The sequence below is a fragment of the Enterococcus sp. DIV1279b genome (assembly GCF_050531515.1).
GTDB classification, from domain to species: Bacteria; Bacillota; Bacilli; order Lactobacillales; family Enterococcaceae; genus Enterococcus_D; species Enterococcus_D casseliflavus.
Map to the genome: position 1 here is coordinate 2,040,403 of NZ_CP172891.1, position 15,790 is coordinate 2,056,192.

The 15,790-nt window shown below is 41.8% G+C and carries 12 protein-coding genes; all 12 read right to left on the reverse strand.

Going from position 1 to position 15,790, the window contains the following annotated elements:
* Nucleotides 1-3: 3 nt before the first annotated feature.
* The 12 genes from IGI71_RS09635 to IGI71_RS09690 all read right to left on the reverse strand — a co-directional run bounded on the left by IGI71_RS09635 (nt 4) and on the right by IGI71_RS09690 (nt 15,752).
* Entirely contained in the window at nt 4-762 is a 759-nt protein-coding gene (locus IGI71_RS09635; protein ID WP_430615549.1) for an ABC transporter ATP-binding protein, read from the reverse strand.
* Nucleotides 763-855: 93 nt separating this feature from the next.
* Nucleotides 856-1,839, reverse strand: coding sequence for a sensor histidine kinase (locus IGI71_RS09640; protein ID WP_121261140.1), 984 nt, complete (start codon nt 1,837-1,839; stop codon nt 856-858).
* The gene (locus tag IGI71_RS09645; RefSeq protein WP_016611088.1) at nt 1,832-2,524 is read right to left on the reverse strand and encodes a response regulator transcription factor; all 693 of its coding nucleotides are present in this window, start codon (nt 2,522-2,524) and stop codon (nt 1,832-1,834) included. Before IGI71_RS09645 ends, IGI71_RS09640 begins: the two co-directional genes overlap by 8 nt.
* 109 nt (nt 2,525-2,633) lie before the next feature.
* A complete protein-coding gene (locus tag IGI71_RS09650; RefSeq protein WP_430615553.1) occupies nt 2,634-3,464 on the reverse strand; it encodes a prenyltransferase in 831 nt (276 codons plus the stop codon).
* A 335-nt stretch (nt 3,465-3,799) separates the two neighbouring features.
* Nucleotides 3,800-4,228, reverse strand: a complete 429-nt coding sequence (locus tag IGI71_RS09655) for a VOC family protein (protein WP_115232443.1) — start codon at nt 4,226-4,228, stop codon at nt 3,800-3,802.
* A gap of 74 nt (nt 4,229-4,302) precedes the next feature.
* Nucleotides 4,303-5,964 (reverse strand): phosphoenolpyruvate carboxykinase (ATP), encoded by a 1,662-nt coding sequence (locus IGI71_RS09660; protein WP_128432673.1) that lies wholly within the window; start codon nt 5,962-5,964, stop codon nt 4,303-4,305.
* Nucleotides 5,965-6,387: 423 nt separating this feature from the next.
* Complete coding sequence (gene rlmD / locus IGI71_RS09665) at nt 6,388-7,755, reverse strand: 23S rRNA (uracil(1939)-C(5))-methyltransferase RlmD (RefSeq protein ID WP_128432674.1); 1,368 nt, start codon at nt 7,753-7,755, stop codon at nt 6,388-6,390.
* Nucleotides 7,756-7,993: 238 nt separating this feature from the next.
* A complete protein-coding gene (typA, locus tag IGI71_RS09670) occupies nt 7,994-9,832 on the reverse strand; it encodes a translational GTPase TypA (protein WP_016611080.1) in 1,839 nt (612 codons plus the stop codon).
* 127 nt (nt 9,833-9,959) lie between these two features.
* Entirely contained in the window at nt 9,960-11,297 is a 1,338-nt protein-coding gene (locus tag IGI71_RS09675; RefSeq protein ID WP_087627604.1) for a sensor histidine kinase, read from the reverse strand.
* A gap of 27 nt (nt 11,298-11,324) precedes the next feature.
* Nucleotides 11,325-12,026, reverse strand: a complete 702-nt coding sequence (locus IGI71_RS09680; protein ID WP_087627605.1) for a LytR/AlgR family response regulator transcription factor — start codon at nt 12,024-12,026, stop codon at nt 11,325-11,327.
* A 196-nt stretch (nt 12,027-12,222) separates the two neighbouring features.
* Nucleotides 12,223-12,684: a hypothetical protein gene (locus IGI71_RS09685; protein ID WP_128488913.1), complete on the reverse strand. Its 462-nt coding sequence runs from the start codon at nt 12,682-12,684 to the stop codon at nt 12,223-12,225.
* Nucleotides 12,681-15,752, reverse strand: a complete 3,072-nt coding sequence (locus IGI71_RS09690) for a glycoside hydrolase family 3 protein (RefSeq protein ID WP_034858565.1) — start codon at nt 15,750-15,752, stop codon at nt 12,681-12,683. Before IGI71_RS09690 ends, IGI71_RS09685 begins: the two co-directional genes overlap by 4 nt.
* Between the last annotated feature and the right edge of the window lie 38 nt (nt 15,753-15,790).

Sequence of the window (15,790 nt, forward strand, 5' to 3'; positions counted from 1 at the left end):
TCGTTACTCCTCCTTTGCAAAGACAGCAGTCATTGTTTCGGCGATTGCTTCTAGAAAAGCGGTATTGCTGCGATCCCCTCGATACAGCTGGTGAAACACATACCCGTCTTTGATAAACAAGACGCGTTGTGCGCGACTGGCTGCGATCGAACTGTGAGTGACCATCACGATTGTCTGTCCATTTTGATTGATCTGTTGAAATAATGTCAGTAATTGATCAGAGGTTTTCGAATCCAGCGCTCCGGTTGGCTCATCTGCTAATAGCAGTTCCGGTTTTGTGATGATTGCTCGTGCGACAGCAACTCGTTGTTTTTGTCCGCCAGACAATTCATACGGATAGTGCTGCAATAAATCGGCGATCCCTAAAGTTTGTACGATGGGCTGAAGCTGCTTTTCCATTTGTTTGACGGAAACTTTCGATAAAACTAATGGCAATAAAATATTGTCCTTTACCGAAAAGGTGTCCAATAAATTAAAGTCTTGAAAAACAAAGCCTAAGTGATCCCGTCGAAAACTCGCTGCGTCTTTTTCTTTGATCGTGGACAGATCGATGCCATTCAGCTGCATTTCACCCGCTGTTGGTTGGTCTAACGTCGCCATCAAGTTCAGCAACGTACTCTTTCCCGAACCTGATTCCCCCATGATAGCGACATATTCCCCTTCTTCTACCATAAAGGTAATATTTTTCAACGCTTCAACGGGTTGTCCGTTCAGCTGGCTTTGATAGATTTTTTTTACTTGTTGAATGTTTAAAAGTGTCATCTTGTTCCCTCCTTCCTTTTTAGAATAAGCTGACTGGCAGAAAAAAGCGACTTACAATAAAAACCGCAAACTTACAGTGTTGAAAGTTTGCGGCTATCGGTTATTTGTGGTGGGAAAATGAAGTGTGACGATGGTTCCCTGTCCCACTTCAGAATCAATCGCTAAACGGCAGCCGATTTTTTCAGCCGCTTGTTGACTCATGTATAAGCCTAGCCCGCTCGCTCGTTGCTGAAAGCGACCATTTTGTCCCGTATATCCTTTCTCAAACACCCTTGGCAAGTCTTCCTTACGAATACCAATGCCGCTATCTTGAATCACTAAGGCATTGTCTTTAGTGAAAACGTTGATGCCACCAGTTTCGGTATACTTCAAGCTGTTGAAAAGAACCTGTTCAAAAATAAAAACGAGCCACTTTCGATCGGATGTCACCGTCAAATCCACCGCCATGTCCAGTTGCAGATTCTTTTTCGAGAAAAACAAGGCATACTTTTTGATCGTTTGACGAACGAGGGGCGCTAAAGCAATCGACTCAAAGACAAAATCTTCATTCGCTAAATTTTGTCGTAAATAATTCAACATCATTTGCAAGTAATCATTCACCTTAAATAATTCCGCTTTGACCTCCGTCGGTGACAACGAATCGCTTTGGACCAAAAGATCCAGCGCAGCTAGAGGCGTTTTGATTTGATGAAGCCACAAGCCGAAATCTTCATAAATTTCTTCATTTTTTAACGCTGCCTTGTAATCAGAAGTGGTTTTTTCTCTTGCCAATTGTTTAAGAAGGGCTTGGTATTCGTCTTCTAAACGATTTCCAGTGGCAGGCAAGAACGCCAACGCCGCTTCCGTCATACGTTCTTTTCTTAATAAATGCTGCAGCTGCTTTCTTTTTTGTGCGTAACGAAAATAATGAAAAAGGGAAAGTCCCCCTAAGATCACCCCTGAAAAGACCACATAGTCAATGAAGGGCTCCAACGAAAGGCTGTGGAGAAAGAATAGCCCAAATAGGCCCGCACTAAACAGCAGGTAAACGAGATAAAACTTTCCATAAAGGACGAAATATTCTTTCACGTTAGTCATAGGCGTGTTCCTTTTCTATCAAATACCCTTTATTCTTTACCGTCTGGATCAAATCGGATAGTTCGATCTGGCTTAATTTTTTTCGCAAGCGGGTCATATTGACCGCTAATGTGTTATTATCGATGAATTCTTCACTATTCCAGAGCATTTCAATGATGGTCTCTTTGGCTACGATCTTCCCTCGATGCTGCAAAAGCAAGGAAAGAATCCGAGCTTCATTTGGAGACAGCGGCAACTGTTCCCCCTGTTTTTTTAATACATTTTCTGTTGGATAAAAGGTTACTTGCCCTATCTCAAAGGTCAGCGCTTGTTGGTGGCTATACTGATAGCTGCGCCGCAGCAATGCTTGGATTTTTGCCAAAACGAAGGCTAAATCAAAGGGTTTTGTTAAATAATCATCTGCTCCCATGTTCATCGCCATGATCTGATTCATCTGTTGATCCATCGACGAAAGGAAAATGATCGGCACTTCTGACGTCTTGCGAATTTCTTGGCACCAATGATACCCGTTGTAATAAGGCAGCGAAATATCTAAAAGAACGAGATCCGGTTTGATCTCATGAAACTCTTGCAAGATGCTAGCAAAATTCTTCGCGGAAACACATTCGTACCCCCATTGCTGCAAATATTCTGCTAGAACAGAGACGATCGTTGCATCATCTTCAACAAGATATATTTTTTGCATGTCTTTCTCCTCTCTGTTGATTAATCACTTGCTTCTTTACAGACAGTGTACCAGAAAAGAAAAAGAATCGTCTAGATGGGGGGAACCTTTCAAAAAGCTGTTTTTTTCCTCAATCCTCTTCCAATCGAGCAAGAATTTCTTGGTAACGCTGTGTGGCAAAGGGACTGATATGCCCTTTTTGGCAAAAATTCAGTTTCCCCAGTTTGGGTACGACCCGTTCTACGATGACATTGCCATTTTGAACTTTCGATTCAAACTGCTGCAAAGCCTCCAAAAATCGTGCGTCTTTTCTGGCAGAAGGATAAAAAGACAAGACATACAGATAATAAAAAAGACTGTACCCTCTAAAGGGATATTCTGTTTGCATAAATAATGTGCCTATCCCATAATGACAGGGACTGATTGGCTGACGGATCTCCCAATGAGCAAGCAAAAATTCGCTTGCTTGCTTAAGCGTTTCCATTTGTTCACGATCATGAGTATAGCGAAAAGCATCAAGGACCGTTAACGTCGTCATTGGCGTGGAAAAGTGGGTCTCAGGGCCGCGACCAAAACTATACTTATTGCACTTCCAGCCGCCATCTGCTTCCTGAGTAGCAAGAAAATAGTGAAAGGTCTGTTGCAGCCTCTGGTCCCTTGTGTAACCAAGAGCACACAGCGTTCGCAAAGCCAACGCCGTATGACATGGATAGATCCCCCCTGACGGAGAAATTTTAAATCTGCCGTCTTCTCTCCATCCTTGAAAGATTAATGCGGCTGTCTCTTTTAATAAGTTCTCCTCACGCGACATGCCAAGTTCAAGTAAATAAAGAGGACTTTCTAAGGTCGTAAAGGGTGCTCCTTTTAGTAATTTATGGTCTGGCGTCGACCATAAATCGGCGCCATGATCATATTGATGGGAAATGATTGCTTCGATGTCTTGCTGAACCCTCTGATCCATATTGATCTTCCTCCATCTCTTAAGTGTCGTGCAATCACCCCAATAATCCTCATTGACCCACGGTGCACTCGCTTCTAGAATGATAAAAATTCGAACGTTTTTTAACACATGAGTTAAGTTTTTGTTTTTGAATTGTCCAAATGAATTTTAGAAATCAAATAGTTTTTTCCCGACGGACGTACTTTTAAAAAGAATGTTCTAGTATTCCTGATGACAGGTTTTAAAAAAGTTTGTCTCTGAAATCGCATGATCATCCGAACCCCATAATGAAAGATCACCTGAATAGGAACACGCTCACGCAACAAGTTCATGTCACGCTCTTTTTGTTCAAGGAATCAGGCATAATGAAATAGTTCAAAACGAATGCCTTCTGGGCTTTCAAAAAATAAGGCATAGTAGTTAGGGGCGATGCGCTCTTTGTATTCCATTGGTCGATCATGAAGGATCTTTACCCCTAAAGCTTTTATTTTGGGAAAGATCGCGTCTACGACTTCGCGGCTTTCCGCCTTAAATGCTATGTGCTGAACAGAGCCAGGTTTTCTTGAATCGATTTTCTGGTTCTTCCATTCTTTTCGTGGGGAACAAATGCCGAAATCAAATGAATCGCCTATATATTCTACTACTTCCATATCGGCATGTTCTAAATACCCAGAATATTTCTTCTGGAGGTCAAAACCTAATAGTGCAAATAATTGATCATAAAAGCCTTCTGCTTTTTTTACATCATTGACTGTAATTTGGATATGGTGAAACTGAATGTTCATATTCGCTCCTTTCTGGCAAACAAAATAAGTGTTTCAGGAAGAAAAAACGTTTGTGGGAGATTGATTCAACTAAATTAGCTAGGAAGCTCACTAAATGTAGAAATCACCTTTTCCATTGCCGTTGCTACTTCTTTAGGCAACTTATTATAGCCATCATTTTCTGTCTCTTGAGACAAAATAAAGTCCAGCCGTCCTTGCATCCGCTCTCTTAAATGAGCAACATAGGAGGCATCTTGAAAATCGACTTTAAAGCCTGTTACTGGCAGGAAACTCATTTCGGTGATCCCTCCGAATTTTTTAAATTTAGCCTCACCTTCCACAATTTTTTCAATCGATGTCAGCGTGACTTCAGGCGTGACTTTCTTGTCTTTGTAAAAGCCTGTATTTAGAATGTAACAAGCCGTTTGGTTTTCTTTAAACAAGTGCATGAAATGGGCAAAATCTTCCCCTAAAGGATAGACTCTAAATGGATTGGCATAAGGTTCGATGACCAGTTTATCTATATCCGTGGTCTCGACAATATGTTCAGCTGTCGTGCGCTTCGTAGCTAAGGTCAACCCAAAAACAGCGGCTAAAATCGGATCGTCAATTTTTACTACAGGAGGCAGCGTGTCATCTTTCATGATCCAAAATACTGCATCGATCGGCGAATCTAAATGGTCCACCCGATTAGGTGTGACATATCGTGATTTGACAGTTCGACCATTCCCATTACGAATATCTTGGGTCACGAGGACCTTTTTTCCTTTCTCGTCTAAAGTAACCCCAACATTTTGACAGGTGATAAAGTAGCGGACATTTGGGTTGGTTAATGGATAGTCTTGCGTTTTATCAAAATAAGAAGGTTCCAGAGCAGTGGAGGCACCATTTGTTTGATTAATCACAAATGCATCGTCATGCAGAACCTTGATCTCATATTTGCCACCATGTTCTGCCAATGTGATGGTCGATTTTCCTGATCCTGAAAGACCAAAAGCAGCCATCGTAAATGTTCGATTCGGTAACTGATACTGCTTCATTCCCCCATGACACGCCACAAAGCCATGGCGATGCGCGGTAGCCCAAGCCAAAGTTAATGTCGCTTTTTTCAATTCACCAAAATAGTTTAAACCTAAGACTGCCGCAACATTGTGTTCAGGATCAAAAAGAGACAGTCCATAAGGAAAATCAGGATGAGACCAATCTGGATCAGCGTACAAAAAAATGTCCGTCTCTGGATATTCTTTGGAACGTTGGTACCTTTCTTCCCATGATTTCGTCATCAATTGAAAATTCAACAAATAAGAGTAAAAGTTGGTTTCATAGTGCTCTGGTATCAACAGGTGAGCTTTGACCATAAACGCTTCATCTAATCCTACAACAACTTCACCACCATAAAATTGCTTGCGGGTTCCTTGGTATAAGGCATCTCGCAAAATGTCTTCATATAATTCTCGCTGGATTCCAGGATGCCCGATGATGCGTCGAGCTGCCGCTGTCCGTCCAACCACTTTTCCGTCATTAAACACGATGACTTTTGCATCCTCTGGTAGTCCTAACTCCTTGGTGTGTGTTACCGGCATATCCGTAAGAATAGCGCCAGAAGATTCTTTTGCTAAGTGATAGGCAGTGGCTAGATCATGAATCCAAGTGACATTGTTCCCATAAAAAGCTGACTCTATCAACACTTTAAAACTCGACAAATGCGTATTTTGCGGTGTAATCTCTTTGTGTGAAAATGCACGAATCGTTGCCATGTGCAATCCCTCCTAACAAAAATTTTCTATTCACTACGTTTATTATAATACTTTCTAATCACGCCACGCCATATTTTTATACACATTAACTATAAATTGCTGACAAACCATTTTGTTAAGGATTTGGCTGTCTGCATATTTGTAGCTTCCCTGCTTTTTGCATTGATTTTGTCCCCGCTCATCAATAGTGAGAAAGAACAAAAAAACTGGAACAAAAAAGAATGTCTTTCTGTTCCAGTTTCTGGTTTTATATTTCATCCATTCCAAACGTCACAATCGACGTAATTAGATAGACAGATGGGTTATAGTTGCTTATTTCTCAATTGATTCGCCTTCTCTAATAACTTTGTTATCGTAAGACTTTATGACAATTACCATAAAAAGAACTCACGGTCAAAATCACTGAAAAGAACTCGTTTTTTCTTAACGACGCTCTAACAACACGACACACTCCACATGGGTCGTTTGTGGGAACAAATCAACAGGTTGGACTTCTTTTGTCACATATCCTTCTTCTTCAAACAACGCGAGGTCACGAGCCAAGGTTGCTGGATTGCAGGAAATGTAAACGATGCGCTCTGGTTTAACTGCAGCGGTCGTTTCAATAAAGCTGGCATCTAAACCTTTGCGAGGTGGATCAACGAAGACGACTGTCGGTTGAATGCCTTCGCGTAGCCATTGCGGCATGATTTTTTCGGCTTTACCGATAAAGTAATGCACGTTTTCGACACCATTTCTTTTGGCATTGGCTTTGGCATCGTTCACTGCTTCAGGAATGACTTCCATCCCTAACACTTCTTTCACGCGATCAGCCAAACTGATCCCTATCGTTCCGATTCCTGCATAAGCATCCACAACGACATCATTTTCAGACAGTTGCGCCATCTCGAAGGCGGTTTGATACAAGACTTCTGTTTGCGCTGTGTTGACTTGGTAGAAAGATTTCGCTGAGATTTGGAAGGTTTTGCCTAATAATTGATCATCGATCGATGACTTGCCATACAAGACACGCTCGAACTCGCCCATGATCACATTGGTTTTTTCTTCATTGATGTTTTGAATGACAGAAACAACTTCTGGAATCTCTTCGTGGATCACTTCCGCGATCTCTTCTCCCTTGAAGAATTTCGGTTTACGTGTCACTAATACGACCATCATTTCACCTGAGTGATGCCCACGACGAACGACAATGTGGCGTAAGAACCCTTCGTGGGCTTCTTCATTGTAGGCTTTGACATTGAAGCGCTGCAAAATATCTCTGACTTTGATGATTGCTTGATCGATGTTTGGATCTTGAATATAAAAGTCTTCGATCGGTACCAGAGTATGGCTGTTTTTGCGGTAAAATCCAGTCGTTAATTTTCCATGAATCTTTTGCACAGGGATTTGCGCTTTGTTGCGATAACCAAATGGTTTTTCCATTCCGATTGGTGCATTGACCTTGATTTCAGGCAGTTTGGCGATTTTAGCCAAAACATTCTCTACTTGCTGCTGTTTGAAGGCTAATTGTTTGTCATAGCTCAAATGACTCAATGGGGCGATCCCGGTGCGCAACAATGCTTCATTCGGTAATTCTTGCCGATCAGGACTCGCTTGCAACAGCTTCATCACTTTGGCAAAACCAAATTTGTTGCCGACTTTCAACACTTTGACTAAGGCACGTTCATTTGGCAGGGTGTTTTCAATAAATAATAAGTACCCATCGACTTTGGCGATCCCATTTCCTTCATGGGAAAGGTCCAAAATATCGACTTCAAGTTCCTGATTCTTTTTAACAGGATAATTTTTCATAGATTTCTCCTTTGTGCTTACTTTCTCCATTTTAAAAAGGAATGGTCGAAATTGCAAGCGCTGCTTATTTTAACGGTTCAACAGATCGGGTAGACGTGCAAAAAAGAACCGAAGGAGGGAAATCGGCTGATTGCTTTTCTAGGGGTTGCGGCGAAGAGCCGCTGCACCACAGGAGCAATCCCTTTTCCATCCTTCGGAAAATCGAACAGATCAAAGTTGGTAAAACCTCGATCATTGTTTATTTGTCAGCTGTTTTTTTCTTTTTCTGTGATTTTTCCCGTTCGCTCTTGTTTAAGATTTGTTTTCTCAAACGAATGCTTTCTGGTGTTACTTCACAGTATTCGTCATCGTTCAAGAACTCCAATGATTCTTCTAGTGAAAGGATTCTTGGTTTCTTGATGACAGATGTTTGGTCTTTCGTCGCTGAACGAACGTTGGTCATTTGTTTTGCCTTCGTAATATTGACCGTTAAGTCATTGTCACGAGAGTTTTCGCCGACGATCATTCCTTCATATACTTCAGTACCTGGTTCAACGAAGACCGTTCCACGTTCTTCAATACTCATGATTGAGTAAGTCGTTGCTTTTCCTGTATCGATCGATACAAGTGCGCCGTGGTGGCGTCCGCCGATTTGCCCTTGAATCATTGGCAAGTACTGGTCGAAGGTGTGGTGCATGATACCGTAGCCGCGAGTCATTGATAGGAATTCTGTCGTATAGCCGATCAAGCCACGAGCAGGTGCTAAGAAAATGATCCGTACTTGTCCATTTCCTGTATTGATCATGTCTTGCATTTCTGCTTTACGAATTCCTAGTGATTCAATCACTGAACCCATGTATTCTTCTGGTGTGTCGATTTGCACCCGTTCAAATGGTTCGCATTTCACGCCATCAATTTCGCGTTCGATAACTTCTGGACGAGAAACTTGCAATTCAAAACCTTCACGACGCATGTTTTCAATCAAGATCGACAAATGAAGTTCGCCACGTCCTGAAACAGTCCAAGAATCTGGTCCGATTGGTTCAACACGTAGAGACACATCTGTTTGTAGTTGCGCCATCAAGCGTTCTTCAATTTTACGAGCGGTTACGAATTTCCCTTCACGACCTGCAAATGGTGAGTTGTTCACGACAAAGGTCATTTGTAACGTTGGCTCATCAATGTGTAAAACAGGCAATGAATCTTGGTGATCGATCGGTGTGACTGTTTCACCAACGAAGATGTCTTCCATCCCAGAAACAGCGATCAAATCGCCAGCTTTCGCTTCTTGGATCTCTAAACGTTTCAAACCGAAGAAACCGAATAATTTTGTGACACGGAATTTCTTCACTTGGCCATCAAGTTTCATCAAAGCAACTTGGTCACCAACTTTGATCGTTCCACGGAAGACACGTCCGATTCCGATACGTCCAACGTAGTCATTGTAATCAAGTAAAGATACTTGGAATTGCAATGGCTCATCGCTGTTGTCGATTGGCGCTGGAATATGTTCGATAATCGTATCAAACAATGGTGCCATCGTTTTTTGTTGATCGGCAGGATCATCTGATTCACTTGAGGTCCCGTTGATCGCTGAAGCGTAGATCACTGGGAAATCCAATTGGTCATCGTCTGCACCTAATTCGATAAATAGTTCTAATACTTCATCTACCACGTGCTCAGGACGAGCAGATGGTTTGTCGATTTTGTTAACAACAACGATTGGGACTAAATGTTGTTCCAACGCTTTTTTCAATACGAAACGTGTTTGAGGCATCGTTCCTTCATAAGCATCAACAACTAAAACAACACCATCGACCATTTTCATGATCCGCTCTACTTCACCACCGAAGTCCGCGTGTCCTGGGGTATCCATGATATTGATTTTGGTTCCGTTGTATTCAACCGCTGTATTTTTCGCTAAGATCGTGATACCACGTTCTTTTTCGATCGCATTTGAATCCATCGCCCGTTCTTGTAATTGGGTATGGCTATCTAACGTTTGGGATTGTTTCAATAATTCATCAACTAATGTAGTTTTTCCATGGTCAACGTGGGCAATAATAGCGACGTTGCGGATATCATTTCTAATATTCAATTTATAAACTCCTTTTTTGGTGACATTGCACTCGACAAGCCATTATACCAGAATTTCTTTCTGAAATATAGTGCAAAGTTTTCATTTTTACAGAAAAAGCAGACATCTTGTCGATATCTGCTCCAATTCATCCTCGTTTTGGCATAGAATGCTTAACGGGAAACAGCAATTTCAGTTCAAACCAGCCATCTTCTGTTTGGATCACCATCGTTCCTTTGTATTTATTCACCGTTTCGCGAACACTTTTTAACCCATACCCATGAAAATGTTTGTCTTTCTTGGTGGTGATCGGCAAGCCGTTTTCAAATGTCAAGGGTTCTTCGTAACGATTTTCTAGGCAGATCAAAAGCATCTCCCCTTTACGGCTGATTTTCAATTGAATCAAGCGATTATCTTCTTTGGTGATTTTGCGGACACTTTCAATGGCGTTATCGATAATATTACCGAAAAGCGTACTGATATCCACTGAATTCATAAAAGAAAGGCTTGCCCCATCTGCAATCACGGTGAAGGTGATTTTTTCTTTCTGACAAAAGATTTGTTTTCCTGTCAAAACAATATCTAACACACTATTGCCGGTGTCCATCCTTAAGTCGTACGAGTTGATTTCTTTTTCCATGACAGCCAAATAATCCTGTGTCTCCTGTGAGAGAGGATCATTTTTCAAAACATTGATCAAATGTTTCAGGTCGTGATACTTTTGATTGATGATCTCAATGCTTCTTTCCGAGGTTTGATAATTGATCATTTGATTTTTTAGCAAGCTTTCTAACTTCTGTACTTCAAACTTTTGTTTCATTTCATTCAATTGAACGTGGTAGGCAAATAGCAGCGCCACTCCCCCAAAATCCACCATCGTTCGAATATTAAAAATATCTCTAGCCATACTCCCACTAAAAGGGGTATTTTGATACACATAGCTGATATTGCTCATGGTGAATACCACGATCACGATAATCATCACCGAAGCGATTTCTCGATAGGTGATCACTTGTTCGGCACTTTCGATCACAAATCGTTTTTCCAATTTGTACAAAAGGCCTAACAGCATACTGCATCCCAAAAAAATAAACGCATAGGTTCCGATATAATCGAAGGAAACTTTGAAATCCAATACAAGAAAATAGTAGATTTGATACGTGAGTGATGCAGCAAATTCACCTACGATAAATGCCCGTGCAGTGAAATACAAGGCATTTTTCCACGGAATCTCAGCAGTGGTAAAAAGAAATAGAAACATTATAAGTGCTGAAATGATAATGATCGGAATAAAATAGACTTGTGAGACATCGGAATTAATGATTTCCATATGCAGATACAAGATCAAAAGGAATACAAAAACCCGTCCAATTTTTTTCTTGGTTAGCTTCTCTGTTTTCGTCAGTAATACGAAAAGTAAGGTACTCATCCAATAAGCGATCGCATAAAAAATACCTGGAGTTTCTGATAGTTGATACGGGGACAAAATTGCTTCACCTCATCTAATAGTCATTTAGACATGCCATTGTTTCGCCAGTGTATCCATGATCAATTTGCGTTTTCCTCGGCTGATAGGCAACTCTGCTTCTCCAACGATCACAGTCGAATGATTAATACCCGTGATATGCCTCAGATTGACAATAAACCCGCGATGGATTCTCAAAAAACGATCCGGTTGTAACTGCTGCTCCAATTCCCGCATGACACCGATCGATTCCAATTCTTGATCAGTTAATTTAAAAATCAATTTATGTCCTTGGCTTTCCACGTACTGAATCGCATCTTGATTGACGCGATAATAATTCTGTCCGGCTTTGATACGCAGAAAACTGTCTTCTTTCATCTTCAGTCGCTTGATTGTTTTTTTTAAATACTCCGACAACGAATAATAATTAAAGGGTTTAAGGATATAGCCAATTGCATTGACATCATAGCCTTTGACTGCATATTGCGCCGTACTGGTAATAAAAATGACGAAGACATCAGAATCCCGCTTGCGAATTTCCTCGATCGCTGACATTCCATCGATCAATGGTAGATGGATATCCATCAGCAGCAAATCAAATTCCGAGTCATAACGTTCTACGAAATCATACCCATCATGAAAGGTTTCTACTTGAAAAACGACTCCTTCTTTTTCTTGAAATGTCTGTAAATATGACAAGAGCTGTTGCCGATATTCTTCTTGATCTTCCACGATTCCAACACGGATCATGCGCTCACCAGCCCGCTGCGTTTTTTTATAGTCATAGTGTTTAATCTCCCTTCTTTAAAAAAGTAAAGCGTTTTTTTCGTCGTTTTTCTTCTTTTATTTTAACATAATTTGTTATTTATGAAGCGATTATTTTTACGCAGGAAAAGCATAGAGAACGAGCGCTTTCACGTCTTCTCTATGCTTTATTTTTATCGCTTTACTCGGTAACTGTTTTCTTCTGTCCAACATCGAAAAAGGCTGCGATGACAGAGATCAACCAAGTGGCTACGAAGATAACAATAATCATGATGGCTTGAGAGCCAGCATCGAACGCCGCTTCATTGTTCATTTCAAGGTTAGAACCGAAAATATAGCCAAAGGATTCAAGTCGCATGCTGATGAAGCGCACACCACCTAAGATAATCAATAAACTAGCTACGATACGGCTGATATCAGCTGCCATTAACAGTGATTTGGTTTTTGCATGAAAGGATAGCCCAATCGTCAAAAGCAGGAATACTAGCGCTGCTGCTAACAAATACAAAACATTGACTTGCATGTCTTGATAATACGCTTTATTAACGTTGGAGATATACAAGAAGACCAAACTCGTCGTAAGGACGAAAACCAGCAGATAGATATACAAACTGATTTTTTGTTTCTTTAGCATTGTCATCATTGTTCCGCTCCCTTCTTCTTCATTGAAATAAAGACATAGCCACCAAAGCTAATAACTGCTACTGCAAGGCCACCATAGATTCCGACGGTCATGGCTGTCTCCCACCATGGTGTAATTCGGATCGTCTGAACATTTTGGGCGGCACTTTGGGCATAGGCATATAATTGATACTTCATGTTTTCTCTCGCTTGTTCAACAAATTGCGCATCTTGGGCTGCCAAATCAACGGTCAGATAAGGCCAAGCCTCTAAGACATTCGCCATCGTCTCATTTGAGGCAAAATCTGCCATCATCGTAACGCCTGCCATAATAATGGATTCTGGACGGAAGTAGCCGTTGTTGTTGACCATATCTGTCGTCAGTAAGCCATTGAAGCCCCACTCTTCTCGTAAAATATTGATCAACATTGGGACAGAATTATTCCCGTTCGTTGCACCGATCCGGCTGAAGGTCACCATTGCGCCTAACGCGCCGGCATCTTCAAATGATCCTTGGAAGGCACGTAAATCACCTTCACGGGCTTTTTGCTCCGTCATATAAGGCGCGATGCCACTTCGTTGTGTTTCTTGATCATTAAATGCCAGATGTTTTGGACCAATAATGATTCCGTAGTCCAAGGCACCTTTGACTGTATTTGCCGACATATAATTAGACAACATTGGGTCTTCAGAATAGTATTCATGGTTTCTTCCGTTGTAAGGGGTCCGATGAATATTAGCTGCTGTGCCCCAAATCAAGTAATTCCCACTCCATAGACCGTCATTACCAAGTAAGTTGCCCCATTCTTCTGCCAGCTCATGACTAAAGGTGCTGCCGATGATCGTAGCATTTGCCATCGTTCCTAGATGGTAATCTGCATTTTCATCCTCTTCATTTAACCCTCGACCACTTAGCGTTGTGCCGAAACCATTCGGACCGTCATTTTGATAAACGAGTGGCGAATTGATTTCTTCAATGACATCACTCGTACTTCCACCTTTAGCGATTCGCGGTATCAAGATGTCTAAAGGAATCTGATTAACTAGCTGATCCCAACGAATATCATCAATGTCAGTAACCCCTGCCATATCAGAAAACATCAATGGGTCTTCGATTCCATCTACATTGGCTTCCCCATTTTCTGTAAATTGATAGTTTTCATTCGCAAGGTTTTGGACCCATTCTTCCACTTTGTCACCGTCGATCGTCAAATCGTCATAGGTTCGAGGAAAAGTTCCTGCCCAATCTTGTCGAGTAAGATAGGTGGCATAGTCTGGTTTGTAGTAGTTGATGTCGGCATCTTCCAGCTGATTCACGATCGCTGTGCCATTTTCAGAATAAGCAAATGTTTCTTCGTCAACGGTTCCTTCTTCACCGATCGCCACACTCACAACCTGAGCTTCATTTCCATCGGTATCATGCCCTTTAGCTGCCAATACTGCATTGACGGCTTCGTGTGCTCCATCACCAACAGCAAAATAATAATCGCCGCCATCTAAAATATACCCGCCTAATCCGTCTTTCGCTGTCGAATCCCAGCTAGCCATATATTTCATGTCAACTTCGATCGTAACTGTTTGCGATTCAGAAGGCTCTAATAGCTCTGTTTTCTCAAATCCGATGAGATTGACAGCTGCCTTTTCGATGTTTTGCTCACGATTATAGTCCGTGTATGGCGCATTAAAGTATAGCTGGCTAGCAAATTTACCGCTTACATTTCCTGTATTGGTAACAGTCACTGTCGCAGTTACTTTATTGTTTTCTTCGTCGATATCGATCGCATCTAAACGCTGGTCAAAGGTCGTATAAGAAAGACCAAACCCAAAATCATAGGTCACTTCATTGGCATAATCCCAAACGTCTGCCCCATCGATCGCACCGACGTTGCTATCGGCTTGTCCAGCACCGACCACTGTATCATAATAGCGGGTTTCATAATATTTATAACCGGTATAAATTCCTTCGGCTTGGATCAAGTAGTGGTCGGCAGCTAATGACGCATCCCCACCAAAGCTTCCTAAAGGAGAAGTTGCTGGCAGTTCCCCCATCAAGGATTCCTCAAAACGAATTTGAGATAGATCATCCAACTCAATTTTACCAAAATTCTGCATCGCAGGGGAATTCGCAGTTGCAACAGCATAGGTGTCCGTCAAGCGTCCTGAAGGATTGACTGCTCCCGTCAAAATATCGGCAACACCTAAGAAGCCATAAGCACCAGGGAACCCAACGTACAAAATAGCATCAATGGCATCGTCTTTTTCAAGCTCGTCGATTTCCATCGTCGAACTGCTGTTGATCATAACGATCACGCGATCGAAGTTTTCTTTCGCAAGCTCAATCAAGGCTTTCTCGTTTTCAACTAGACCTAACGGCGTATCCGTACCATAAACTTCTTGATCGATGCCTTTTTCTCCAGGATAGTAATCACTGCCCTCAGAGCCTGGTCGTGAAATCACCACAATGGCGGCATCATTATACTCAGCAAAGCTTTCTGTAAAGTCGGAATCATCATTTTGCGCCGTCTCATAAAGATCTGTTGCTGGTTCAGATGGTTCATAAGGGGTTGAAAAATTAGCTGGACGATGCCCGTAGATCGGAACGGTATTCCCAAAACGCTCAAAAGAGCCGGTCTGGATCTCCCCCAGACCATTGTAGATCTCCGTCATCGTAGGATTTAATTCAAATCCTCGTTCCTCTAAAGCTTCTTGCAGATTGATTTGGGAATCGCCAACAACGGTACTCCCCATTGTCCCACCTAAAAATGGATAAGCACTCCCCATCCCCAACAAGGTGACCCGATTCTCTGTTTCCGCTAGGGGCAACGCTTGATTTTGATTTTTTAATAAAACGGTCCCTTCTGCTGACATTCGTTCACCCAGGTCACGATGTGCTTGGATCAGCTCCGCACTAGTTTCGTAATCAGAAGTGAATTTGTCATCATTGATGATTTTGGTACTTGAAGTCCCAAGGGCACCATCAATGATCGGGCGCCACTGATCCGCAACGCCGGTCAAGCCCATCAAAGCACCTGACATCGATAATGACAGTGCAGTCATCCCTCTGCATAGTCGTGATAGATTTTGATTCATGTAGATTTCCTCCTTTTTTCAACTCATGTTTTCCCTTT

Coding starts and splice junctions, on each gene's coding strand:
- IGI71_RS09680 (WP_087627605.1), bottom strand. CDS start 12,026: ATGATCCGTGTTGGAATCGTGGAAGATCAAGAAGAATATCGGCAACAG.
- IGI71_RS09690 (WP_034858565.1), bottom strand. CDS start 15,752: ATGAATCAAAATCTATCACGACTATGCAGAGGGATGACTGCACTGTCA.
- IGI71_RS09645 (WP_016611088.1), bottom strand. CDS start 2,524: ATGCAAAAAATATATCTTGTTGAAGATGATGCAACGATCGTCTCTGTT.
- IGI71_RS09640 (WP_121261140.1), bottom strand. CDS start 1,839: ATGACTAACGTGAAAGAATATTTCGTCCTTTATGGAAAGTTTTATCTC.
- rlmD (WP_128432674.1), bottom strand. CDS start 7,755: ATGAAAAATTATCCTGTTAAAAAGAATCAGGAACTTGAAGTCGATATT.
- IGI71_RS09655 (WP_115232443.1), bottom strand. CDS start 4,228: ATGAACATTCAGTTTCACCATATCCAAATTACAGTCAATGATGTAAAA.
- IGI71_RS09635 (WP_430615549.1), bottom strand. CDS start 762: ATGACACTTTTAAACATTCAACAAGTAAAAAAAATCTATCAAAGCCAG.
- IGI71_RS09685 (WP_128488913.1), bottom strand. CDS start 12,684: ATGATGACAATGCTAAAGAAACAAAAAATCAGTTTGTATATCTATCTG.
- IGI71_RS09650 (WP_430615553.1), bottom strand. CDS start 3,464: ATGGATCAGAGGGTTCAGCAAGACATCGAAGCAATCATTTCCCATCAA.
- IGI71_RS09660 (WP_128432673.1), bottom strand. CDS start 5,964: ATGGCAACGATTCGTGCATTTTCACACAAAGAGATTACACCGCAAAAT.